The 24,153-nt window shown below is 63.0% G+C and carries 21 protein-coding genes; 10 read left to right on the top strand and 11 right to left on the bottom strand.

All coding sequences use genetic code 11. The features are described from left to right. Positions 1-142 precede the first annotated feature (142 nt). From ACIP1G_RS28845 to ACIP1G_RS28825, 5 genes are all read right to left on the bottom strand, one after another. A complete protein-coding gene (locus ACIP1G_RS28845) occupies positions 143-622 on the bottom strand; it encodes a copper chaperone PCu(A)C (protein WP_400743297.1) in 480 nt (159 codons plus the stop codon). Further along, a complete protein-coding gene (locus ACIP1G_RS28840) occupies positions 623-1,231 on the bottom strand; it encodes an SCO family protein (RefSeq protein WP_400743294.1) in 609 nt (202 codons plus the stop codon). A 345-nt stretch (positions 1,232-1,576) separates the two neighbouring features. Next, positions 1,577-2,161, bottom strand: a complete 585-nt coding sequence (gene nfuA / locus ACIP1G_RS28835) for a Fe-S biogenesis protein NfuA (protein WP_003250416.1) — start codon at positions 2,159-2,161, stop codon at positions 1,577-1,579. A 58-nt stretch (positions 2,162-2,219) separates the two neighbouring features. Then, a complete protein-coding gene (locus ACIP1G_RS28830; RefSeq protein ID WP_400743287.1) occupies positions 2,220-3,254 on the bottom strand; it encodes an acyltransferase family protein in 1,035 nt (344 codons plus the stop codon). Positions 3,255-3,489: 235 nt separating this feature from the next. Beyond that, positions 3,490-5,790 (bottom strand): fatty acid cis/trans isomerase, encoded by a 2,301-nt coding sequence (locus ACIP1G_RS28825; RefSeq protein WP_400743304.1) that lies wholly within the window; start codon positions 5,788-5,790, stop codon positions 3,490-3,492. A 183-nt stretch (positions 5,791-5,973) separates the two neighbouring features. On the opposite strand from ACIP1G_RS28825, the gene metH reads away from it, so the two are divergent. Both metH and ACIP1G_RS28815 read left to right on the top strand, forming a co-directional pair. After that, positions 5,974-9,681 (top strand): methionine synthase, encoded by a 3,708-nt coding sequence (gene metH, locus ACIP1G_RS28820; RefSeq protein ID WP_400743284.1) that lies wholly within the window; start codon positions 5,974-5,976, stop codon positions 9,679-9,681. Positions 9,682-9,845: 164 nt separating this feature from the next. Further along, positions 9,846-10,061, top strand: coding sequence for a DUF2970 domain-containing protein (locus ACIP1G_RS28815; RefSeq protein WP_043201995.1), 216 nt, complete (start codon positions 9,846-9,848; stop codon positions 10,059-10,061). A 705-nt stretch (positions 10,062-10,766) separates the two neighbouring features. On the opposite strand, the gene ACIP1G_RS28810 is transcribed toward ACIP1G_RS28815, so the two are convergent. Beyond that, positions 10,767-11,843 (bottom strand): ABC transporter substrate-binding protein, encoded by a 1,077-nt coding sequence (locus ACIP1G_RS28810; protein WP_400743280.1) that lies wholly within the window; start codon positions 11,841-11,843, stop codon positions 10,767-10,769. A gap of 213 nt (positions 11,844-12,056) precedes the next feature. On the opposite strand from ACIP1G_RS28810, the gene ACIP1G_RS28805 reads away from it, so the two are divergent. From ACIP1G_RS28805 to ACIP1G_RS28790, 4 genes are all read left to right on the top strand, one after another. Next, positions 12,057-13,709: a nitrite/sulfite reductase gene (locus ACIP1G_RS28805; protein ID WP_400743277.1), complete on the top strand. Its 1,653-nt coding sequence runs from the start codon at positions 12,057-12,059 to the stop codon at positions 13,707-13,709. Beyond that, positions 13,693-14,187 (top strand): DUF934 domain-containing protein, encoded by a 495-nt coding sequence (locus ACIP1G_RS28800; protein WP_266030308.1) that lies wholly within the window; start codon positions 13,693-13,695, stop codon positions 14,185-14,187. The genes ACIP1G_RS28805 and ACIP1G_RS28800 overlap by 17 nt, the downstream gene beginning before the upstream one ends. Positions 14,188-14,541: 354 nt before the next feature. Next, on the top strand, positions 14,542-15,345 hold the full coding sequence (gene dkgB / locus ACIP1G_RS28795) for a 2,5-didehydrogluconate reductase DkgB (protein WP_400743274.1): 804 nt from the start codon (positions 14,542-14,544) through the stop codon (positions 15,343-15,345). A 252-nt stretch (positions 15,346-15,597) separates the two neighbouring features. Then, positions 15,598-16,062: a DUF1348 family protein gene (locus ACIP1G_RS28790; RefSeq protein ID WP_400743271.1), complete on the top strand. Its 465-nt coding sequence runs from the start codon at positions 15,598-15,600 to the stop codon at positions 16,060-16,062. On the opposite strand, the gene ACIP1G_RS28785 is transcribed toward ACIP1G_RS28790, so the two are convergent. Further along, a complete protein-coding gene (locus tag ACIP1G_RS28785; protein ID WP_400743269.1) occupies positions 16,063-17,418 on the bottom strand; it encodes an ATP-binding protein in 1,356 nt (451 codons plus the stop codon). Then, entirely contained in the window at positions 17,415-18,125 is a 711-nt protein-coding gene (locus ACIP1G_RS28780) for a response regulator (RefSeq protein WP_400743266.1), read from the bottom strand. The genes ACIP1G_RS28785 and ACIP1G_RS28780 overlap by 4 nt, the downstream gene beginning before the upstream one ends. 167 nt (positions 18,126-18,292) lie before the next feature. Between ACIP1G_RS28780 and ACIP1G_RS28775 the strand changes: the two genes are divergently transcribed. Together ACIP1G_RS28775 and ACIP1G_RS28770 are read left to right on the top strand one after the other, a co-directional pair. Then, a complete protein-coding gene (locus ACIP1G_RS28775; RefSeq protein ID WP_400743263.1) occupies positions 18,293-19,075 on the top strand; it encodes a VacJ family lipoprotein in 783 nt (260 codons plus the stop codon). Next, on the top strand, positions 19,065-19,298 hold the full coding sequence (locus ACIP1G_RS28770) for a hypothetical protein (RefSeq protein ID WP_400743262.1): 234 nt from the start codon (positions 19,065-19,067) through the stop codon (positions 19,296-19,298). The genes ACIP1G_RS28775 and ACIP1G_RS28770 overlap by 11 nt, the downstream gene beginning before the upstream one ends. Positions 19,299-19,344: 46 nt before the next feature. Here ACIP1G_RS28770 and ACIP1G_RS28765 read toward each other — a convergent pair whose 3' ends face one another. Beyond that, on the bottom strand, positions 19,345-19,632 hold the full coding sequence (locus ACIP1G_RS28765; protein WP_400743260.1) for a DUF3303 domain-containing protein: 288 nt from the start codon (positions 19,630-19,632) through the stop codon (positions 19,345-19,347). Positions 19,633-19,928: 296 nt separating this feature from the next. Between ACIP1G_RS28765 and ACIP1G_RS28760 the strand changes: the two genes are divergently transcribed. Both ACIP1G_RS28760 and ACIP1G_RS28755 read left to right on the top strand, forming a co-directional pair. Further along, positions 19,929-21,161, top strand: coding sequence for an MFS transporter (locus tag ACIP1G_RS28760; protein WP_400743258.1), 1,233 nt, complete (start codon positions 19,929-19,931; stop codon positions 21,159-21,161). Between the two features lie 36 nt (positions 21,162-21,197). Then, positions 21,198-21,971: an AraC family transcriptional regulator gene (locus ACIP1G_RS28755; RefSeq protein ID WP_400743255.1), complete on the top strand. Its 774-nt coding sequence runs from the start codon at positions 21,198-21,200 to the stop codon at positions 21,969-21,971. 132 nt (positions 21,972-22,103) lie between these two features. Here ACIP1G_RS28755 and ACIP1G_RS28750 read toward each other — a convergent pair whose 3' ends face one another. Next, complete coding sequence (locus ACIP1G_RS28750; RefSeq protein ID WP_400743252.1) at positions 22,104-23,066, bottom strand: aliphatic sulfonate ABC transporter substrate-binding protein; 963 nt, start codon at positions 23,064-23,066, stop codon at positions 22,104-22,106. A 14-nt stretch (positions 23,067-23,080) separates the two neighbouring features. After that, on the bottom strand, positions 23,081-24,043 hold the full coding sequence (locus ACIP1G_RS28745; RefSeq protein ID WP_400743249.1) for an ABC transporter substrate-binding protein: 963 nt from the start codon (positions 24,041-24,043) through the stop codon (positions 23,081-23,083). Positions 24,044-24,153: the final 110 nt, after the last annotated feature.

Here is a 24,153-nt window from a genome sequence, read left to right as displayed (position 1 = left end):
TTTGAAGGGACATGAACCGAGCTCGTAAAAACAGAGCTCGTTTCTATTGTGGCTTGGCGAGCAAGTCAATTTCTTAACTGACTGGCATTAGGGCATGCCCGCTCCCACACGCCGCATAGCGGCCCCAGACAATTCGGCCTGATCAGTGCTTCATGTGCATATGATCGTGCCCACCCGCCTCGGCGTTCAGCGCACGCACCTCGGCCTGCACGTCCACGGTTTCCTTGGCACCCTTGGCATCTTCGATGGTCAGGGTCAGCGGCACTTTCTCGCCTTCCTTAACCTGATTGCTCAGGCCCATCAGCATCACATGCAGGCCATTCGGGTCCAGGCTCACAGCCTTGCCGGCTGGTAACTCGACGGCCTTGACCTCACGCATGCCCATCACGTCGCCATTCATGGTCATCTCGTGCACCTGCACGGTCTTGGCAACTGGCGAAGCCACGCCCACCAGCTTGCTGTCAGTGCCGGCGGTCAGGGTCATGAATGCACCGGTGGACTGCTGGTGCGGCACGCTGGCACGTACCCAGGCATCGCTCACGGTGGTCTGGGCCAGCGCCGGCAGGGCCAGGCCCATCAGTACCAAGGCAGCCAAACCGCGTTTGATCGGTTGCATCGACATTCAGCAGATCTCCATCAGGGTGACGAGGTCTTCGGCGCATTCCTTGGCGGTCAGGGAATGGCCCAGGCTCAGGCGCAGGGTGCCACGTGTATCGTAGACGTAGCTGGTGGACGAATGAGAGACGGTATAGGTGTCGCCGGCCGGGACCTTCTCGTAGAACACTTTGAATTCCTTGGCAACCGCAGCGATTTCCTCGGGGGTGCCGGTCAGCGCGGTGAACGACGGGTCAAAGGCCTTGACGTAGGCATCGAGCACTTCTGGGGTATCGCGTTCCGGGTCCAAGGTGATGAGCACCACCTGGAACAGGTCGCGGTCGCGGCCCTTCAGCAGCTTGCGAATTTGCGCCGCCCGCGCCAGCGTGGTCGGGCAGACCGCCGGGCACTGGGTGAAACCGAAGAAGATCATCGGCATGCTGCCGTAGAAACTCGACAGGGTGCGCTCATTGCCTTGTGTGTCCTTGAGCTTGAACTTGCGCCCAAGGATTTCATTGCTCATGTTCTTGCCGTACTTGAACTCGAGCCCCCGGGCCGGGCTGCAGCCCGCCAGCAGGCCAAGCCCGAGAACGCCCATGCCGGCGACAACTGCACGCCGGCTATATAGATCATTCATGAAACCATCCTTTACAGGGAAGGTGCCGGCCCTCGGGACGGGCCGGTCGAAAAACCGGGGCATTCTGGCATGACACCCCAAGGGGTTCTACCCGACCAAGGCGGGGATGGCCTGCAGCCCTTTGAATACGGGCTGCGGCCGGTTGTCGCAGGGGTTGAAACCGTAACACTTTGTTGCTAAGAGATCCGCCGCTACGCGATCCATGTAGGAGCGGCCTTGTGTCGCGATCGGGCTGCGAAGCAGCCCCAGCAATCTTGCGACCTGCCCAAGATCCTGGGGGCGCTTCGCACCCCGATCGCGACACAAGGCCGCTCCTACAACGATCGCACCAACTGTGCGACAGCCTTAGTAGTAGGCGTTCTCTTTCTGGCTGTGGTCGGTCACGTCACGCACGCCCTTCAGCTCTGGAATACGCTCGAGCAGGGTGCGCTCGATGCCTTCCTTCAGGGTCACGTCGGCCTGACCACAACCTTGGCAGCCACCACCGAACTGCAGCACGGCGATGCCGTCGTCGACCACATCCACCAGGCTTACCTGGCCGCCGTGGCTGGCCAGGCCGGGGTTGATCTCGGTCTGCAGGTAGTAGTTGATGCGCTCGTTGATCGGGCTGTCTTCGTTGACCATCGGCACCTTGGCGTTGGGTGCCTTGATGGTCAGCTGGCCACCCATGCGGTCGGTGGCGTAATCGACCAGTGCGTCTTCCAGGAACGGCACGCTGACCGCGTCCAGGTAGGCGGTGAAGCTCTTCAGACCCACGGCGGTGTCGTCAGGCTTCTCTTCGCCCGGCTTGCAGTAGGCAATGCACGTCTCTGCGTACTGGGTGCCCGGCTGGGTGATGAAAATGCGAATGCCGATGCCAGGCGTATTCTGCTTGGAGAGCAGATCGGCCAGGTAGTCATGGGCGGCGTCGGTAATGGTTATAGCGCTCATGTAGGTTCCTCACAGACTTGCCGCCAAGTGTACGCCAAGCCGGCCTTCGAACAAAGTCCTAGTAATTGACTCGGTAAAGCGCATATTCCGGCGCCGGCCCCCGCGGCGTCGCCAGCCAGGCCTGCATGCGCCGGTAAAGGCCGCGCTCCAGCCACTGGTAGCTGAACCACGACATTAGTCCAATGGACGGCACGCACAGGGCAAACACCAGGTACGGGTTCAAGCCCAACCGTTCGCTGGCGAACCAGCCGGCGTACAGCACCAGCACATGGATCAGGTACACCGAATAGGAACAGTCGCCCAACGCCTTGAGCACCTGGTTGCCTTTGAACCAGGGCTCCATGGACACAAACGCCAGCACGATCATGGCGCTCGGTACTCCCCAGTGCAGCAGGCGTTGGGAAGCATCCAGGTGATAAAGCGCATAGCCCGACACCGCCAACAGCGCCAGCGGTATCCACAAGCCCTCACGAATCAGGCCACGACGGTAAACCACACCCAGGCCGATACCCAGCAGGAACTCGTACATGATGCCGTTATTGTAGAAGTGGCTGAGCAAGCCAAGGCGGCCCAATACCTCGCTCACCAACAGCAGCGCCGCCGTCATCAGTAACTGGAGGTGACGATGGCGGACCAGAAATGCCAGACCGAACAACAGGTAGAAGAACATCTCGAAATTCAGCGTCCAGCCCACGTTCAGCGTTGGGTACAGGCCATAGCCACCGGGGTTTTCCGCTGGAATGAACAGCAACGAGAGCAACAAGTGGTGCCAATCGAATTCCTGATGCGGCATCCATTGACTGAAGGCCAGCAGCAGCGCCGCCATGAGTGCCGTGTAGAACCAGTAGGCCGGGACGATACGCAACGCCCGGTTGAGCAGGAACTGGCGCGGTTCAATGGCTTTGTCGCGGGTCGACAGGTAAATGACCAGCCCGCTGATGACGAAGAAGATGTCGACGCCTACGGCGCCGCGGTCGGTGAGCAGTTGGCCGATAGGGCCGGTGGCATGGAAGTCGAAGAAGATCTGCATGAAATGGTGGCAGACCACCACCCAGGCGGCGAACGCCCGCAGTGCCTGAAGCGAATACAGCATGAAGTACCCTGCGCTTGGCGGTGCATTGAGGCCTGCATCGGGTGCACAGGCGAGCGCTGCGCGCTCGTTCGCGGGTAAACCCGCTCCTACAAAGGTAGCGCCGGCCTTGGCACCAGCGCCGTCCTTTGTAGGAGCGGGTTCACCCGCGAAGGGCTGCAAAGCAGCCCCCTTGCACTATATCCAGACCACCCACCCTTTCCGACCGCAGGGCACTCGGAAAGGTCAGCCCACCCGATCAGAGGTTCTCGTAGCGGTTCATGTCCAGCACACCCGCCTCCACCGGCTCGGTCTCCTTGATGTAGCTGTTCAGGTCATGGAAGTAACGCCAGAACTCAGGGTGGCTGCGACGCACACCCCAGCGCATGACGATACGCTCGAACTTGGCCGCATCATCCTTCGCATACTCCATGTCCTCGACAAACTCCGCCACATCCTTGGTCGGGATGTTGAAGATGAAGTTGGGGTAACTGCTGAGCACACCCGGGTACAGGGTCAGGGTGTCCAGCCCCGGCTGGTAGCGGCGCGCCTCACCCAGCAGGAACGCCACGTTGCTGTGCGCGCGGTTGCGCAGCAGGCTGTAGACCTGGCGCAGGCCGCCCTGCCCTTCGATGCGCAGCATGGTCGCCTCGGGCAGTTGGTCGATCACCTTCAGCCCGGCAGCCGGGCGCGACACCAGGCGGCTGAGCGACTGCTCGGCATTGCGAAACTCGTCGCTCATCTGCGGCCGTGAGCAGAATGCGCCCTGGCAGCGGTTGATCGGGTCTGGCGCGGCGTTCAGGCTGCCGGTGCGCTGCAGCAGCTTCAGGCCAAAGTCGCGCTTGGGGTTGTGCGGGTCGAGCTTGATGCCACTCGGGGTGTCGGTGTCGATCTCTTCATAATCCATCCACATCTTCACCTTGCCACTGTTCTGGTACCAGTCGCTGAGGATCGCCTTGCGCTGGTCAGCCGGCATCAGGCGCAGGAAGTTGACCTCGGCGCCGTTGCGGATCAGGTCGAAGTACAGGCGCGTCTGCAACTGGTGCGAAACGTTGCCATACACATCGAAGTTGACCGCCAGCTGGTAGTAGGTGCGCTCGAACAGCGGGTAATCGAACAGCCACACGGTCAACGGCACGTCACCGATCAGGCCCTTGGTCACCGAAGCGCTGTCAAAGTGGCGGAAGATGCTCAGCAGCGCGTTGTCGTTACCGGCCCACAGGGTGACCCAACCCGGTGCCGGCATGTCGGCATAGGCTTCGCGGCGCAGCTTCTCGTACTCGTTGCGCTTGTCGCGGTAGGCGTGCCACAGGCTCAGCACACTGCCCACGTCATCGATCTGGCCGGGCATGGCCAGCAGCGGCGTGGCCTCGCCCCGGTACTGGGCATCGGTGATGTAGCGGTCGTGGGCGGGTTCCTGGAACAGCGCCCAGAAGTTGTCGCGGATCACGTCGGTGGCGATCTGCCCGCGGCACACCGGGCCACGAATGAAGGTGCGCACGAAATACTCGGCGTTATCCAGCATGAACTGGTAGCGGGCCACCGCCGGGATCGCCTCGAAGGTTTCGAACGGGTTGGCGCGGTGGCGCGGGCCGTAGCCGGGCAGCGCACTGGCATGCCAGTCGCCGGCGTAGAACAGCTGCTTCACGCGCTTGAGCTTTTGCGGCCCCATCGGATAGGTGATGTGCGTCTTGTGCACGATCACACCCTGCACCGGGATCAGCCGATAATAGAAGTCGGTGCCCGGCGGATCGTTGGGCCGGCGCGTGGCGATGATATCTGCCGGCTGGCCGCTTGGCGTACGCGAACGCACCCACTGGAAGAAGTGGCCCTGCTCGCCACCGACAAAGTAGATGTGTGCCAGGAACAGGTGCTCGTACAGCCAGCGGCCAACCAGCGCCTCGGTGGAACCCGGGCGATTGAGCAGTTCCTCCCAGTCAGCGATCTGCTTGGCTTCAGCCGCACTTGGCTTGATCGGTTGGTATTCCACTGGCGCGCCGGCCGCCAGCCAGCGGCGCATGGTGTCGTATTCCTTGTCGGTCAACCCGGTCACCGCCAGCGGCATGCCCTCTTTGGGGTGGGCACCGGCGTAGGCGTCGAACTCGTGCGGCAACGGGCACATGTTGTTGCGGTTCAGGCCCAGCACGATCTCCTCGGGCAGCTTGGCGTTGGGCGTGAGCGGGGCCTTGTGACCCAGCTCCAGCATGCGCGCCATCAGCGCGGCCTGGCTGCCCTGGTTGTCGAGCACCGAGTAGAAGCCCTTCTTGCGCCACTCACCCTCGCTGTGGGCGTCGTAGAACAGCCGCGTGGTAGGTACCGCCTTGCCGCGCTCGCCCTGGTACACCGGGACCTTGCTGGCCCCGCGCACCGCGCCTTCGGGGCTTTCCAGCTTCAGCTGGCAGGCGGCGTCGTTGCAGGCGTGGCAGGCCACGCACTTCTCGGTGAAGATCGGTTGAATGTCCCGGGTGTAGGAAATAGCCGGGCTCGACTGGGGGGCCTGCCCGAACACCACGCCGCTGATGAGCAGGGCGAAGGCGCCAGCAAGGATACGATGCACCATGTGCGGAAAGTCCTGGTTCTTGAAAGCCATCACGATTTGTTGCCTGGTCGTCCTTGGGCGCTGTGCTTCGCTGGCGCCCGCCCAACATGAGCAAATTTCATGCAAATGGGCGATGCACCTAAAAACCGCGCAGCTTTGTTATGATTCCGCACCTTCTGATATTTGCCCGACCAGGTAGTTCCTATGTCCGACCGCAGCGCTCGTCTCCAAGCACTCCAGAACGCACTCAAAGAGCGCATCCTGATCCTCGACGGCGGCATGGGTACTATGATCCAAAGCTACCGCCTGGAGGAACACGACTATCGTGGCACGCGCTTCGCCGATTGGCCAAGCGATGTCAAGGGTAACAACGACCTGTTGCTGCTCAGCCGCCCCGATGTGATCGCCGCCATCGAGAAGGCCTACCTGGATGCCGGCGCCGATATTCTCGAAACCAACACCTTCAACGCCACGCAGATTTCCCAGGCCGACTACGGCATGGAGTCGCTGGTCTACGAGCTGAACGTCGAAGGCGCGCGCATCGCCCGCCAGGTGGCCGATGCCAAGACCCTGGAAACCCCCGACAAGCCACGCTTCGTCGCCGGCGTGCTCGGCCCTACCAGCCGCACCTGCTCGATTTCCCCGGACGTCAACGACCCCGGCTACCGCAACGTCACCTTCGACGAACTGGTAGAAAACTACGTCGAGGCCACCCGCGGCCTGATCGAGGGCGGCGCCGACCTGATCCTGATCGAGACCATCTTCGACACCCTCAACGCCAAGGCCGCGATCTTCGCCGTGCAGCAGGTGTTCGAGGACGACAACGTCGAACTGCCGATCATGATTTCCGGCACCATCACCGACGCCTCCGGCCGTACCCTGTCGGGCCAGACCACCGAAGCGTTCTGGAACTCGGTACGCCACGCCAAGCCGATTTCCGTGGGCCTGAACTGCGCCTTGGGCGCCAAGGACCTGCGCCCGTACCTGGAAGAGCTGGCGACCAAGGCCGACACCCACGTGTCCGCACACCCCAACGCCGGCCTGCCGAACGCCTTTGGTGAGTACGACGAAACCCCGGCCGAAATGGCCGTGGTGGTCGAAGAGTTCGCCGCCAGCGGCTTCCTCAACATCATCGGCGGTTGCTGCGGTACCACCCCGGGCCACATCCAGGCCATCGCCGAGGCCGTGGCCAAGTACAAGCCGCGCGAGATCCCGGAAATCGCCAAGGCCTGCCGCCTGTCCGGCCTGGAACCGTTCACCATCGACCGCCAGTCGCTGTTCGTCAACGTCGGCGAGCGTACCAACATCACCGGCTCCGCCAAGTTCGCCCGGCTGATCCGTGAAGAGAACTACACCGAAGCGCTGGAAGTCGCCCTGCAGCAGGTAGAGGCCGGCGCCCAGGTCATCGACATCAACATGGACGAAGGGATGCTCGATTCCCAGGCTGCCATGGTCCGCTTCCTCAACCTGATTGCCGGTGAGCCAGACATCTCGCGCGTGCCGATCATGATCGACTCGTCCAAGTGGGAAGTGATCGAAGCCGGCCTGAAGTGCATCCAGGGCAAGGGCATCGTCAACTCCATTTCCATGAAGGAAGGCGTCGAGCAGTTCAAGCACCATGCCCGCCTGTGCAAGCGCTATGGCGCCGCCGTAGTGGTCATGGCCTTCGACGAGGTCGGCCAGGCCGACACCGCCGCGCGCAAGAAGGAAATCTGCCAGCGCAGCTACGACATCCTGGTCAACGAAGTGGGCTTCCCGCCGGAAGACATCATCTTCGACCCGAACATCTTCGCCGTTGCCACTGGTATCGAAGAGCACAACAACTACGCCGTCGACTTTATCGAGGCCTGTGCCTTCATCCGCGACCACCTGCCCCACGCGCTGAGCTCGGGCGGCGTGTCCAACGTGTCGTTCTCGTTCCGTGGCAACAACCCGGTGCGTGAGGCGATCCACTCGGTGTTCCTGTACCACGCGATCCAGAACGGCCTGACCATGGGTATCGTCAACGCCGGCCAGCTGGAGATCTACGACGAAATCCCCGCTGCACTGCGCGAGAAGGTCGAGGACGTGGTGCTCAACCGCACCCCGCACGGCACCGACGCCCTGCTGGCGATTGCCGACGATTACCGCGGCGGCGGCGCCACCAAGGAAGTGGAGAACGAAGAGTGGCGCTCGCTGCCGGTGGAAAAACGCCTGGAGCACGCGCTGGTCAAGGGCATCACCGCGTTCATCGTCGAAGACACCGAAGAATGCCGCCAGCAGTGCGCACGCCCGATCGAAGTGATCGAAGGCCCGCTGATGAACGGCATGAACGTGGTCGGTGACCTGTTCGGTGCCGGCAAGATGTTCCTGCCCCAAGTGGTCAAGTCGGCCCGCGTGATGAAACAGGCGGTGGCGCACCTGATCCCGTTCATCGAAGCCGAAAAAGGCGACAAGCCGGAAGCCAAGGGCAAGATCCTGATGGCCACGGTCAAAGGCGACGTACACGACATCGGCAAGAACATCGTTGGCGTGGTGCTGGGCTGTAACGGCTACGACATCGTCGACCTTGGCGTGATGGTGCCGGCCGAGAAGATCCTGCAAACCGCCCGCGAGCAGAAGTGCGACATCATCGGCCTGTCGGGCCTGATTACCCCGTCGCTGGACGAAATGGTCCACGTTGCCCGCGAAATGCAGCGCCAGGGCTTCCAGCTGCCGCTGATGATTGGCGGTGCCACCACCTCCAAGGCGCACACCGCCGTCAAGATCGAGCCCAAGTACAGCAACGACGCCGTGGTCTACGTCACCGACGCCTCGCGCGCGGTGGGCGTGGCCACCCAGCTGCTGTCCAAGGAACTCAAGCCGGGCTTCGTCGAGAAGACCCGTCAGGATTACGTGGAAGTGCGCGAGCGCACCGCCAACCGCAGCGCCCGCACCGAGCGCCTGAGCTACGCCCAGGCCATCGCCGCCAAGCCGCAGTACGACTGGGCCGGCTACCAGCCAGCGGTGCCCTCCTTCACCGGCGTGAAGGTGCTGGAAGACATCGACCTGCGCACCCTGGCCGAGTACATCGACTGGACCCCGTTCTTCATTTCCTGGGACCTGGCCGGCAAGTTCCCGCGCATCCTCACCGACGAAGTGGTCGGCGAGGCGGCCACGGCGCTGTACCAGGACGCGCGCGAGATGCTCGACAAGCTGATCGACGAGAAGTTGATCAGCGCCCGCGCGGTGTTCGGCTTCTGGCCGGCCAACCAGGTGGCCGATGACGACATCGAGGTGTATGGCGACGACGGCCAGCCATTGGCGACCCTGCACCACCTGCGCCAGCAGACCATCAAGCCGGACGGCAAGCCCAACTGGTCGCTGGCCGACTTCGTTGCGCCAAAAGCCAGCGGCGTTACCGACTACGTGGGTGGTTTCATCACCACCGCCGGCATCGGTGCCGAGGAAGTGGCCAAGGCCTACCAGGACAAGGGCGACGACTACAGCTCGATCATGGTCAAGGCCCTGGCCGACCGCCTGGCCGAAGCCTGTGCCGAATGGCTGCACGAGCAGGTGCGTAAAGAGCACTGGGGCTATGCCCGCGACGAGCACCTGGACAACGAGGCGTTGATCAAGGAGCAGTACAGCGGCATCCGCCCGGCCCCGGGCTACCCGGCTTGCCCTGACCACACCGAGAAAGAAACCCTGTTCCGCCTGCTTGATGGCACGGCCATCGGCGAAACCGGGCCGAGCGGTGTGTTCCTCACCGACCACTTCGCGATGTTCCCGGCGGCGGCGGTCAGCGGCTGGTACTTCGCCCACCCGCAGGCGCAGTACTTTGCCGTGGGCAAGGTCGACAAGGATCAGGTCGAGAAGTACAGCGCGCGTAAAGGCCAGGATGTGAGCGTAAGCGAGCGTTGGTTGGCGCCTAACCTTGGGTACGACAGCTAAGGCCTTTTGGGGCCGCTTTGCGGCCCTTCGCGGGTAAACCCGCTCCTACAGGGGAACGCAATCCCTTGTAGGAGCGGGTTTACCCGCGAAGAGGCCCGCACAGGCAACCTCACAACCATTGCCTACACTGTCCCTGATTGCCTCTGATTTCCTCAGGAGCCACCATGGACGATTCCAGCCAGGGCAAACCCCCGACCTTCTGGCAGATGCTGCACAGCATCCTCGCCGCCGCCTTTGGCGTGCAAAGCGGCAAGAACCGCGCCCGCGACTTCACCCACGGCAAGGCCAGCCATTTCATTGCGCTGGGGACGCTGTTTACCCTGGTGTTCATTGCCGTGCTGATCGGCCTGGTGCAGTTGGCCCTGCACCTTACTCGTTAGCCCTTATTGGCAAAATAAAAAGTCCTTCGCGGAAAGCTGGGATAGGCGTGGCTGCGATTGGCTTGTCGGGGGGATGGGGTTAGGGCCTCCAGGTGCATGGCTGGGGGTTTGAGGTGGTGCACGGATCGAGCGCCGCCCGCGCGGCGCTTCGCAGCACAAGGCTGCTCCTACATCTGTTTCGGGCCAGTCCCTCCTGTGAGGTCACCGCTGTCCGCCTTGTTTGTTCCCTTCGATATCGAAGGGGACGCCGTTGCTTTTCATCGATCTTCAGCCATGTACCAAGGCTGCCACCCACCTGGCACAGGAATAACTGGCCCGAAACAGATGTAGGAGCAGCCTTGTGCTGCGAAGCGCCGCGCGGGCGGCGCTCGATCTCACAGGCGACGAACATGCTGCGACAAGCACCTAGCAGCCGAGATGCTTTATCAGAACAGGCAAAACAAAAAAGCGCCCGCGAGATTCCCTCCCGCAGGCGCCCTGGCTGCATCACGGTCTTGAGTTTCAAGTCACTGGTGGCTGACCCAATACACGGCAGTAACCACCACCAGAACGATCAGGCACAGAATCGCCCAGGCATCGACACTGCTGTCAGCTTTGCGGACCTTGGTTGAGTTTCCCATTGCATTGCCTCTTGTAGTGGTTATGGGAATGCACTTCACCACCAGCAGTTAAGACGAGCAAAGCCCTTCTCTCAAGCAGGGTCTTTCAATATTCGACCGGCGACGTCAGAAACGGGTACTGGTAGCCGGGCGGCCGCCCTTGGGCGCTGTAGCGCTGGAAATCGACACCATAGTCGGCCTGATCCAGCAGTTTCAGCCAACGCCGGGCCTTGGCCTGGTCGATCGACTGCAGCACCGGCAAGCTGTGCTCGCGCAAGCCATCACGGTTCAGCGCCAGCCCCTGGGCGTCATCGTGCAGCATGACCATGGCCCAACCGCCGAGGGAGAAGTGCCCACCCATCAGCACACCCAGGCGGCCATCAATACGCGCGCGCAAGGCTTCAGGCGAGCTGTTGACGGCGCTGAACACCACATCGCGCCCCGGCTTGCGCCCGGCCTCCTCGAACGCCTGCATGGCGCCAAAGGCCATCTCGTCATTGGCCGACCACACCAGGCGGGTGGCCGGGTAGCGGTCCAGCAGCTGCTGCGCCTGCTCGTAGGCGCGCTGGCGGCTCCAGCCGCCATACACCACCTGGCGCAGGCGCACTTGTGGGAAGTCGGCCAAGGCTTGGCGCATGCCCTTCTCACGCAGCTGCGAGGCCGGGGTGGTCTTGACCCCGGCAAACGCCACCAGGTCCACCGGCCCACTGTCGTGGGGCAATTGCGCGACCATCTGGTGCAACATCTGGAAGCCCGCCTGCTCGTCGTTCGCCGTCAAGGTACCCAGTGGCTCGGCATACTTGTCGGGCTGCGCCTCGATACTGCGCACCTGGCTGGCGGTCAGGCCGTTGTTGACCAGCAACAGCTTGACCCCGGTGCCACGCATCAGGCGCATGATTTCCGGGGCCACGTACTGCTCGTTGACCAGCACCAGGTAATCCGGCCGCTGCGCGCCGCCGAGGATCGCCCTGGCCTGGCTCAGGGCCAGGTCGGCACGGCGCTCGCTGTATTCCACCCGCAAGCTCATGCCCAGCTCGTCCGCAGCGGCCTGCATGAAGCGGGAATAACTGGTCCAGAACGTCTCGTTGGACAGCCCCGGGTTGAGGAACACCACCGAAGCCGGCTGCGCGCTTGCCACCAGCGGCAATGCAAGACACAAGCTTTGGCACAACGCCTTGAGCATGGGTTGACATCTCTGCAAAGCAAACGGCGGATTATAACCGCCAGGCCGAGTCCGGCGCACAAATGGCAGTCAGTCTCACATAGTTCATTTGGTTCTTTTCATATGCAAAAACATCACTTTAGCGCATAAACGCAACCTGCTATCGTTCCCCCGCTCCGTACCGGAGTGCGCGGCCGTGCGCGCGAATAGCTGCATGCCTGAGACAGGACTTTTATGTACGTATACGACGAGTACGATCAGCGGATCATCGAGGACCGCGTCAAGCAGTTCCGTGATCAGACCCGCCGCTACCTGGCCGGTGAGCTGAGCGAAGAAGAATTCCGCCCTCTGCGCCTGCAGAACGGCCTATACATCCAACGTTTCGCGCCGATGCTGCGTGTCGCCGTGCCGTACGGCCAGCTGAACGCCAACCAGGTCCGCACCCTGGCCAAGATCGCTCGCGACTACGACAAGGGCTACGCCCACATTTCCACCCGCCAGAACGTGCAGTACAACTGGCCGGCGCTGGAAGACATTCCGGACATCCTCGCCGAGCTGGCCAGTGTGCAGATGCACGCGATCCAGACCAGCGGCAACTGCCTGCGCAACACCACCACCGACCAGTTCGCCGGTGTCGCCGCAGACGAGATCATCGATCCGCGCCCGTGGTGCGAAATCGTCCGCCAGTGGACCACCTTCCACCCGGAATTCGCCTACCTGCCGCGCAAGTTCAAGATTGCCATCAACGGCTCGCAAGAGGACCGCGCCGCCATCGAAGTGCACGACATCGGCCTGGAGCCGGTGCGCAACGACGCTGGCGAGCTGGGCTTCCGTGTGCTGGTCGGTGGTGGCCTGGGCCGTACCCCGGTGGTCGGTTCGTTCATCAACGAGTTCCTGCCGTGGCAGGACCTGATCAGCTACCTCGACGCCATCCTGCGCGTGTACAACCGTTACGGTCGCCGTGACAACAAGTACAAGGCGCGGATCAAGATCCTGGTCAAGGCCCTTACCCCAGAAGTGTTCGCCGAAAAGGTCGAGGCCGAAATGGTCCACCTGCGTGGCGGCAACACCACCCTGACCGAAGCCGAAGTCCAGCGTGTATCGCGCCACTTCGTCGACCCGGAGTACCTGGCCCTCGACAACGTCGACTACGCCGTCCAGGACGCCGAGTACCCAGGCTTCGCCCGCTGGCGCTCGCGCAACACCCGCGCCCACAAGCGCCCTGGCTACGTGGCCGTGACCCTGTCGCTGAAGCCCACCGGCGTTGCCCCTGGCGACCTGACCGACAAGCAGCTGGACGCCGTGGCCGACCTGGCCGAGCGTTACAGCTTCGGCTTCCTGCGCACTTCGCACGAGCAGAACATCATCCTCGCCGACGTCGAGCAGCGTCAGCTGCACACGCTGTGGATGGAACTGCGCGAAGGTGGCTTCGCCACGCCGAACATCGGCCTGCTGACCGACATCATCTGCTGCCCGGGTGGTGACTACTGCTCGCTGGCCAACGCCAAGTCGATCCCGATTGCCGAATCCATCCAGCGCCGCTTCGACGACCTGGACTACCTGTTCGACATCGGCGAAATCGACCTGAACATCTCCGGCTGCATGAACGCCTGTGGCCACCACCACGTGGGCCACATCGGTATTCTTGGCGTGGACAAGAAGGGCGAGGAGTTCTACCAGGTGTCGCTGGGCGGCAACGCCGCACGCGGTGCAAGCCTGGGCAAGATCCTCGGCCCGTCCTTCGCCCAGGATGCCATGGCCGATGTGATCGAGAAGCTGATCGCCGTGTACGTCGAGCAACGTACCGAGGAAGAGCGTTTCATCGACACCTACCAGCGTATCGGTATCGACCCCTTCAAGGAACGCGTCTATGCAGCGAATCATTAAGAACAACCAGATCGTCGACGAAACCTGGCACCTGCTGCCCAAGGACTTTTCGTTCGACGAGCTGACCAACTGCGACGACTACATCGTCCCGCTGCAGATGTGGCGCGACCATGCCCACGTGCTCAAAGCCCGCGACGGCGGCCTGGGCGTGTGGCTGGACAGCGACCAGGAAGCAGAAGAAATCGGCGAAGACGTGCAGCACTTCCAGGTCATCGCCCTGAACTTCCCGGCGTTCACCGATGGGCGCAGCTATTCCAACGCGCGCCTGCTGCGTGACCGCTACGGCTTCAAGGGTGAGCTGCGCGCCATTGGCGACGTGCTGCGCGACCAGCTGTTCTTCATGGCCCGTTGCGGCTTCGATGCATTCGCCATCCGTGCCGACAAGGACCCGGAAGACGCACTGCAAAGCCTGAAAGACTTCTCGGTGACCTACCAGGCCGCCACTGACGAGCCGCTGCCGCTGTTCCGCCGCCGCTGATCGTTGCCTGCTACACCCAACGGCCCGCCTCAATGGCGGGCCGTTTTGTTTTCCTGTGGCGGCCTCTTCGCGGGTAAACCCGCTCCTACACGTACACCACCGCCCTCAAAACCAAAGCTGCCCGTTGTAGGAGCGGGTTTACCCGCGAAGAGGCCGGTTCAGGAAGAACCTGATATTCCAGCAACACAGTCACAACTTGCCCGCCCATTCTTGACTGTGAATCAAATGACCTTGGCCCTACCCCACCTTAATCAATCCCCGCCAAACCCGCACACTGCTCCCCACACGAAGAGCAACCGAACCCGAGCATCTAGGCTCAGTCCGGTTCACCCCTCATTCACCAGGAGCAGACCCATGAGCATTCCATCCTTCGGCCTCGGCACCTTCCGCCTCACCGGCCAAGCCGTCATCGATTCGGTCAAGTCGGCCCTGGAGCTGGGCTACCGGGTCATCGACACCGCGCAGATCTACAACAACGAAGCCGACGTTGGCCAGGCCATCGCCGAAAGCGGCGTGCCGCGCAGCGAGCTGTTCATCACCACCAAGATCTGGGTAGAGAACTACGCCGCCGACAAGCTGGTCACCAGCCTGCGCGAAAGCCTGAAGAAACTGCGTACCGACTACGTCGACCTGCTGCTGATCCACTGGCCAGCCCCGGGCAATGGCGTTGAACTGCGCGAATACATGAGCGCCCTGGCCGAAGCCAAGCAGCTGGGCCTGACCCGCCAGATCGGCGTGTCCAACTTCAACATCGAACTGACCCGCCAAGCCATCGACGTGGTCGGCAAAGGCGAAATCGCCACCAACCAGATCGAACTCAGCCCGTACCTGCAGAACAGCAAGCTGACCGCGTTCCTGAAGGAACAAGGCATCACCGTCACCTCGTACATGACCCTGGCCTACGGCAAGGTGCTGAAAGACCCGGTATTGGCCGAGATCGCCGCCAAACACAAGGCCACCGTCGCCCAGGTTGCCCTGGCCTGGGCCCTGCACCTGGGCTACGCGGTGATCCCGTCGTCGACCAAGCGCGAAAACCTGGCAAGCAACCTGCTTGCCCGTGATCTTAAGCTGGACGCCGACGACATGGACCGTATCGCCAAGCTCGAGCGCAATGGCCGCGAAGTCAGCCCTGACGGCCTGGCGCCTGAGTGGGACTGAAACACTGGCCACGTGCAATCTCTGTGGGCACGCCCGCTCTCATGGAACTGCACATAACTCATTGATTTAGCAGGGACCCTGTGGGAGCGGGTTTAGCCGCGAACACCGGCGCGGCCGGTGCCATGCACCGCCCTGGCATGACAACTGAGCATTGTTGCACGCACTGCAATTATGAAGTGCCAGGCACATCCATTCTCAGTTCGGGCATCGACTACTAATCTTCTACAAGCCCATCGACCCAAGGAGTAACCGATGTCCCGCCCTCCGCTTCCCCCTTTCACCCGTGAAAGCGCCATCGAAAAGGTTCGCCTGGCCGAAGATGGCTGGAACAGCCGCGACCCGGCCAAAGTCGCGCTCGCCTACACCCCCGACACTGTCTGGCGTAACCGCGTCGAATTCCCTCGTGGCCGTGCCGAGGTCGAAGCGTTCCTCACACGCAAATGGCACCATGAGCTGGAGTACCGCCTGATCAAGGAGCTGTGGGCATTCACCGGCAACCGCATTGCCGTGCGTTATGCCTACGAGTACCACGACGACAGCGGCCAGTGGTACCGCGCCTATGGCAACGAGAACTGGGAGTTTGCCGACGACGGCCTGATGCAGAACCGCCACTCCAGCATCAACGAACACCCCATCAGCGAGGCCGAGCGCAAGTTCCACTGGCCGTTGGGCCGGCGCCCGGACGATCACCCCGGCCTCAGCGAACTGGGGCTCTGATCAACCCAACGGCAGCGTGACCCTGGCGTGCAACCCGCCACCTGGGCGGTTGCCCAGGGTCAAGCTGCCGCCTTGCTCCAGCACGATTGCCCGTGCTGCGGGCAGGCCTAAGCCAACGCCACCGGTATTGCGGTTGCGTGAGCCTTCAATGCGGTAAAACGGCGCAAATACCTGCTCATGCAGCTCTGGCGCGATGCCCGGCCCACGATCCTGTACGGTTATCTCGACCTGCCTGGTGGTTACGGCCAACACCACCGTCGGCTCACGGCCGTACTTCGCAGCATTGTCGATCAAGTTGACCAACACCCGCCTGATACCCACTGGCCGTCCGGTATACACACAGCGGTGCGGCCCGCTGAGGCCAACCTCGACCCCCGCATCCTTGAAGTCGTCCACCACGGTCAGCAGCAACTCGCCCAGGTCGAACACGGTAGTCTGTTCAAGCCGCGCATCATCACGGAAAAACCCCAGCGCCGCGTCAACCATCGCCTGCATCTCGTCGACGTCCTTGAACAACTTGGCCTGTAGCTGGGCATCGTCGATGAACTCGGCGCGCAAGCGCATGCGCGTCAGTGGTGCGCGCAGGTCGTGGGAGATGGCCGCCAGCATCTGCGTGCGGTCGTTGAGAAAGTGCTTGAGCTGCGCCTGGGTGGCGTTGAACGCGAGAATGGCCTGGCGCAGGTCGTGCGGGCCGACCACCGGAATGGGTGGGGCGTTGAAGTCTTTGCCAAAGCGCCGCGCACCTTCGGCAAAACGCTCCAGCGGCTTGGCCAAGTAGCGGGTGGCCATTAGCGCGACGGCAAGGCTGGAAACCAGCATCAAACCAATGAAAATCAAGTTGCGCGGCAGTTCATCCAGGCCCCAACTGCGGTTGCTGGCGCGGAACAGCACCCAGCTCTTGTCTGCCAGCTCGATCATCAGGGCATAGCCACGCTCAGGTGCATATTCCGGCATGTCGGAAGGCTCGAAGGCCTGGATCCTGGCATCCGGGCGCTTGAGCAGTGCGCGCAGCACAGGCGTGCCTTTGCGGTACTCGACATCGACCAACTCGGGTACACCTGCTTCGTCATGGCGCCGCAACCATTGCACGGTGTATGAGCCGTCGCCCGCCGCGCTGGCGAGGGTGGCACGCTGCGCCATGGGCGCGGCATCAAGCATGCGGGTAATCGCGGCAATCCTCTCGATCAGCCCGCTCTCCAGCAGGGGTGGCTGCGCCCAGACGCTCAGCAGCAGGCTGAACAGCACCTTGAGCAGCATCAGGAAAAGCATCGCAGTGAGGGTGGTCAGCGCGATCCAGCGGGCAATGGTGATTTTTGGCTGCGGCAGGGCCCGGCGTACCCAGGCAAGCAAGTTCATCGCTTCACAACCGTGGGCGTGAACAGGTAACCGGCGTTGCGCAGGGTACGGATCAGGGGTTCGCTGTCATTGTCGGTTTCCAGCTTGCGGCGCAGCCGGCTGACCTGCACGTCAATGCTGCGATCATAGGCGTCGTAACCGTCACCACGGGCCAAATCCAGCAATTGCTGGCGGCTGAGCACCCGCCGCGGGTGTTCGGCAAACACCAGCAACAATTCGAACTCACCGTTGGACAAGGGGATCATGACGTTGTCCGGCGAGCGCAGTTCGCGCCGCACCACATCCAGCTGCCAACCGGCAAACTCCAGGGCCGCACAGGCATGGCCCACCGCGCCGCCCGCCGCTTCACCGGCCCTGCGCAGCACAGCCCTCACCCGTGCCAGCAGTTCACGGGCAGCGAACGGTTTGGTCAGGTAGTCGTCTGCCCCCAGTTCCAGGCCCACCACCCGGTCACTCAACTCGGCCATGGCGGTAAGCATGATCACCGCCACCTTGTGCTCGGCCAATAGCCGCTGGCACAACACCAAACCACTGTCGCCGGGCAGCATCACATCAAGAATGACCAAATCTGGCACTCGCCGCGCAAGGGCCTGCCAAAGCGCTTTGCCATCACTGGCCACGTCTACTTCGTAACCATGCTGGCGTAAAAACTTCTGCAGCAGGTCGAGTACCTCGACATCATCGTCGACTATCAGCAAATGGCTCACAAAAAAGTACCGCAACCAAGGTAACCAAGCCGTACTTTAAGGCCATCCCCTGGCAGCCGTCATATATTTCAACCCTGCAACAAAGTGACTGCGCCGAGACAATCCAGACATTCCCAGGCAAACAAAACTGCGCAGCATCGCCGCCAGTTCTTCCCTGGAATGTACCTATGTCCCGTTCATCACCCGCCTCCCGTTCGGTGCGCTCTGCCGCACTGGTACTGTCGCTGCTCGCCGCTGGAGGTTGCAGCCAACGCGCCCCGGCCTCTTCTGCCTGCGGCAATACCGCCTATCAAGTCAGTGACCCGGCGGAGCCCGCCAACCGCGCGGTATTCGCCTTCAACCGCACCGTCGATGACTATGCGCTGACACCGGTAGCCCGGGGCTATACCCAGCTGCCGGATTTTGCCAGGCAAGGTGTACATAACTTTGCCAGCAACTTCGGTGAACCCAAGGTGTTCGTCAATGACCTGCTGCAAGGCAATGGCGAACGGGCGGCCACTAGCCTGACGCGCTTCATCTTCAATACCACCCTGGGTGTGGCTGGGCTGGTCGATGTGTCTGGAAAAATGGGGCTGAGCCAACACCGGTCGGACTTCGGCCAGACCTTCGGGGTATGGAACATCGCCGACGGCCCCATCGTCGAACTGCCGCTGCTGGGTAGCCACAACCTGCGCGATGCCAGCGGCACGGTGCTGGGCCTGGCGCTGGACCCGTTTGGCGGCAACAGCGATACCGTCGAAACCATGGCCAACGTAGCCACCGCCGGTGGCTTCGTGGACGCAAAGGCCGAGGCACTTCCACTCACCGACTTGCTGCGCACCTGGCCCGATGACTACGTGGCGCTGCGTGACTACTCCGCGCAGCGGCGCAGCAACCGAGTGGCAGAAGGCAGGGCCGGCAAGTCTGGCGCGTGGAACGTAGAGTGTGAAGGGGGCGCGCATGACGAATGATGCGCAAACCGCCGTGCTGTTGTTCAGGCGCCTGGAGGGCGCTGCCCGGCAACCGCTGTTGCTGCACGAACTGGAAGCGCGGGTTTCTGCCGATGGCCGTAACCTGGTGCTAAGCCGCTATCGCGAACGGTTTACCGCCGAGGGCAAGCCCTACCGGCACGAGGCCCACCGCAGCGTACCGATTGCGGCACTGCTGCGCTGGATGGCCCGGCACGGGCAATGATGCTGAAAGGGGCTGGGCAGTGCCCGGCCCCTTCGTCCCCACCGGATCAGCCGGCTTTCTTATCGAGCGCCGCAAACAGCAGCGGCGCGGCGTCTGCGTCGACCATCGCCGGGTAAACGTGCATGTGCATCAGGTCACTCCACTCCAGGCTCCATTGCAACACCGGCTCCAGCCGGTCGCTTTCGGCCACGGCAAAGCCCAGCAACTGCCCCACGGCGTACCAGCGGCCGAGGAGTTTCACGCCTGCAGGGGGTACGCCGCAGGTATCGGCAAAGCGCGCCAGCACAGCGTTGCGGTTTTCCGGGGTGATGGTCCAATGAATGATGAACAACATGTGGCACCTCCCAGTTGCGCTCGGCACCTGTTCGGAGCGCCCACCCGCGGGGTGCCGGGGCCGGGAGTGAACGCCTGGGTACAGGGCTGCTCCTACTGCGCCAGGCCTCGGCCGGAACGAATGCTCCCTGTTTAGGCATAGCAGGGTTTCGGCCACCAGGGCGGCAATACCGCCCACTGGGCATGAATGTCCGAAACGCGACAGTGGCTGCCTGTTCGGCGTGAGACAGGCATAGCGGGCACTGGCTACCCTCGTTCGGCAATGCCTTACTCCCTTTCGCCAGAAGAAGACCGCTCATGACCACCCCCGCTGCCTCACTGGTTGCCACGCCGCCTGCCGACCAACCCCAGGGTTTCCTGGTCCGCATCGTCGGCGCCGCCGCGTTCGCCCACTTGCTCAACGACCTGATCCAGGCGGTGCTGCCGTCGATCTACCCAATGCTCAAGAGCGATTTCGCCCTGAGCTTTGCCCAGATCGGCTGGATCGCACTGGTCTACCAGGTTACCGCCTCCCTGCTGCAACCCTGGGTCGGCCTGTACACCGACAAGCACCCGCAACCCTACCTGCTGCCAGCCGGCATGCTGGTGACCCTGGTGGGCATCGCCCTGCTCGCCTTCGCCAGCAGCTATGAAATGCTGCTGGTGGCCGCCGCCGTGGTCGGCGTGGGTTCGGCGACCTTCCACCCCGAAGCCTCGCGGGTGGCCAGGATGGCCTCGGGCGGGCGCTTCGGCACCGCGCAATCGACCTTTCAGGTCGGCGGCAACACCGGCTCGGCGCTCGGCCCGCTGCTGACCGCGGCCATCGTCATACCGCACGGCCAGCCGGCCATTGCCTGGTTCATGCTGGCGGCCGCGCTGGCCGTGCTGGTGCTGCTGCGGGTCACCGGCTGGAGCGTGCGCCATGGCCAAGCCCGGCTCAAGACCTTTGCCGGCCAGCAGGCCCCCGGGCTGTCGGGCGGCGCCATGTGGCGCGCGGTGGGGGTGATCGCCGTGCTGATGTTCGCCAAGTTCGTCTACATCGCCTCGTTCAGCAATTACTTCACCTTCTACCTGATCGAGCACTTTGGCCTGAGCGTGCAGCACAGCCAGTTGTACCTGTTCGTGTTCCTCGCGGCCGTGGCGCTGGGCACTTTCGCCGGTGGCCCGGTGGGTGACCGTATCGGGCGCAAGGCGGTGATCTGGGTCTCGTTCCTTGGCGTAGCGCCCTTCGCCCTTGCCCTGCCCCACGCCAACCTGGCCTGGACGGCGGTGCTGGCCGTGGCCATTGGCCTGGTCATGTCCTCGGCCTTTGCCGCGCTGGTGGTGTATGCCCAAGAGGCAGTGCCGGGCCGGGTCGGCATGGTCTCAGGGGTGATGTTCGGGCTGATGTTCGGCATCAGCGGCATCGGTGCCGCCGGGCTGGGCGAGCTGGCCGACCGGCATGGCATCGAGTGGGTGTACCAGGCCATCGCCTACTTGCCGCTGCTGGGGCTGGCCACCGCGCTGCTGCCGGCAACCCGCGGCCAAGCCCGCCCCAGCCGATGCTGTTAAAGTGGGCGTGCCAGGCAGTCTGCACATGAGGCCAACATGCTAAAGCCGCAGCATGAATTGCTGGTGGAAGTGGATGAATGGACCTGGGAGGTGGGTAGCCGCGCCACGGACTACCCGACCGACTGGTTCATCGAGCCCCACAGCCATGCCAAGCATCAGCTGATCTATGCCATCAAAGGCCTGATGATCGTCGAGTCGGCCAACGAACGCTGGACCGTGCCGCCCAGCCGCGGCATCTGGATGCCCTGTGGCCAGGTGCATGCGATCCGCTGCGTTGGCGATGTGAAGATGCGCAGCGTGTTTGTGCGCACCGATGCAGCGGCGGGCCTGCCCCTGCAAAGCAAGGCCATCAGTATCTCGCCGTTGCTCAGCGAGTTGATCAAGGCCTCCGTCGGCTTTACCGCGCCGTTTGCCGAAGACTCGCGCGAAGCCCGGGTGATGCGCTTGATCCTCGACGAAATCTGCGTGCTGCCAACCTTGCCGCTGAAGCTGTCGCAGCCCAGCGACAAGCGCCTGCAGGCGATCTGCTCGGCGCTGCATGAGCGGCCTGACGATCACGCCACGGTGGCCGACTGGGGCCTGCAACTGGGGGTGGATGAAAAGACCATTCAGCGGTTGTTCCGCAAGGAAACCGGCATGACCTTCGGCCAGTGGCGCCAGCAGGCGCGGCTGATGCAGGCACTGGAGCGGATTGCCTTGGGCGAGCGGATCATCGATGTGGCGGGGACGCTGGGGTATGACAGCCCCAGCGCCTTCGCCAGCATGTTCAAGCGCCAGTTCGGCACCACGCCGAGTCAGTTCTTCAAGTAACCCGCAAGACAGGCGTTGCCTGTGCCGGCCTCTTCGCGGCTGAAGCCGCTCCCACAGGGACTGCGCTGGCTTTGAGTTGACGCTGTACCTGTGGGAGCGGCTTTAGCCGCGAAGAGGCCGGCGCAGGCATACTCAGTTGACAGGCTTGGGCTCGAACACTGTCACCGCACGCGCATCCACCGGTTTGGGCAGCAGCCCTTCGCGGTAGAAGGCATCGGCAATGCGCTGCTGCTCGCCAAGGTTGTCCAGTTGCACCGGCTGTACGTCATAACTACGCCGGCCATTGGCTTGCTGCACCGTGGCGCTGTCCAGGTTGCCCCACAGCGGCCCCAGCACCCGGGCTGCCGCTGCGGGGTTGGCCTTGGTCCAGGCGCCGATTTCGCGCAGCGCCTGATACACCTGCTGAAACACCTCAGGGTGTGCCTTGGCGTAATCACTGCCGGCCAGGTAGTAACGTTGATAACTCGCCAACTCACTGCCATCGGCCAGGATGCGCGCGTTCTGCTGGCGCTGCGCACTGGCCACGTAAGGGTCCCAGGTGACCCAGGCATCTACCTTGCCATTCTCGAACGCCGCACGCCCGTCGGCAGGGATCAGGTACGCCGGCGTGATGTCCTTGAAGTTCAGGCCAGCCTTGGCCAGGGCCTGGATCAACAGGTAGTGGCTACCCGCAGCCTTGGTTACGGCGACCCGCTTGCCCTTGAGGTCGGCCAGTGTTTTCAGGGGCGAGCCGGCCGGTACCAGAATGGCCTGGGCCGAGGGCGACGGTGCTTCACGGGCAAAATAGGTCAGTTTGGCACCCGCAGCCTGGGTGAACACCGGCACGGTATCGGCAACGTCCGCCGACAGGTCGACATTGCCCAGGTTCAGCGCCTCCAGCAGCGGCAAGCCACTGGGGAATTCGTGCCAGCTGACGCGAATACCTTCGGCCTGCAGGCGCTGTTCCAGCGTGCCGCGGGCCTTAAGCAAGGTCAGCAGGGTCGAGGATTTCTGATAACCGATGCGCAAGGTTTGCTCGGCACTGGCAAGCGACGGCAGCAGGCCGCCGATCAATAGGCTCAAGGCCAGGTAACGCAGGCGTTTACGGTGCAGCATGGGGTGTCTCCAGGTCAATGTTGGGCCAGTGAGCCGGTGGCAGGCACGCTGAAGCCATTGGCAAAGGTCGGGGCCACGTCGAGGCGTTGGTTCATCAGGCCGTGGACGTGGTAGAAGTCGGCGGTTTCCTGCTGCTCACCGATGGTGTTCGCGTCGACGGCCTGCCAGCGCAACTGGCGGCGCTGGAACTGCAGCCGCGCAGCGTCTTCAGGGAAGCCGATGATCGCCGCCAGGGTTTTCGAGTAGCTGTCCAGGTGCTGATAGGCCCACACCTGGGCGCTGGCCAGGCGGGCCAGGTAGTCCTGCAGCGCGGCATGCCGGGCCGGGTCATCCAGCGCCTTGTCGGTGGCGGCCAGGAAACTGTTGCCGGTGGACAGCCCGCGACCGTTGACCAGCACCTTGCCCTGGCCGCTCAGCTCGGCCAGCGCGGTGTAGGGCTCCCAGGTCGACCAGGCGTCCACCGAGCCGTTGGCCAGGGCAATCTTGGCGTCGACCGGCCCGAGGAAGCGGAACTCCACGTCCTTTTCGCTCAGCCCCACCTGGTCCAGCGCCTTCAGCGCCAGGTGATGGCCAATCGAGCCACGCCCGGTGGCGATGCGCTTGCCCTTGAGGTCTGCTGCGCTGTGCAGCGGGGCATCGGGGCGCACCAGCAGTGCCGTGCCATAGGGGTCGGACTTGTCCACGGCAATGGCCTTGACCGGCGCCCCGGAGGCCAACACGAACAGCAATGGCGCGTCGCCGATGATACCGGCATCGATGGCCCCGGCATTCAATGCCTCGGCCAACGGTGCGGCAGCAGGAAACTCGGCCCAATGGATGTCATAGGGCAAGTCGCGCAAGGCATCGGCTGCCTCCAGCTGGGCACGCATGTTGCCTTTCTGGTCGCCGATGCGCAGGGTCAGGCGCTCACTGGCGAAAGCCTGGGTGGCCAGCAATGTTGTGGCGACGATGAGCAACAGGCGAGATCGAATGGACATCCGCAGTTCCTTGCAGGTTGGAGGAACTGCGAATGTAGCGGGCCCATTAAGATAAATGAAATTGATTTTAGAACTAAGCTAATATGCAAAATGATGAGATCCTATCTCAT

Source organism: Pseudomonas sp. NPDC089392 (assembly GCF_044749595.1).
GTDB lineage: Bacteria > Pseudomonadota > Gammaproteobacteria > Pseudomonadales > Pseudomonadaceae > Aquipseudomonas.
This window is presented reverse-complemented; position numbering and strand designations above follow the sequence as displayed.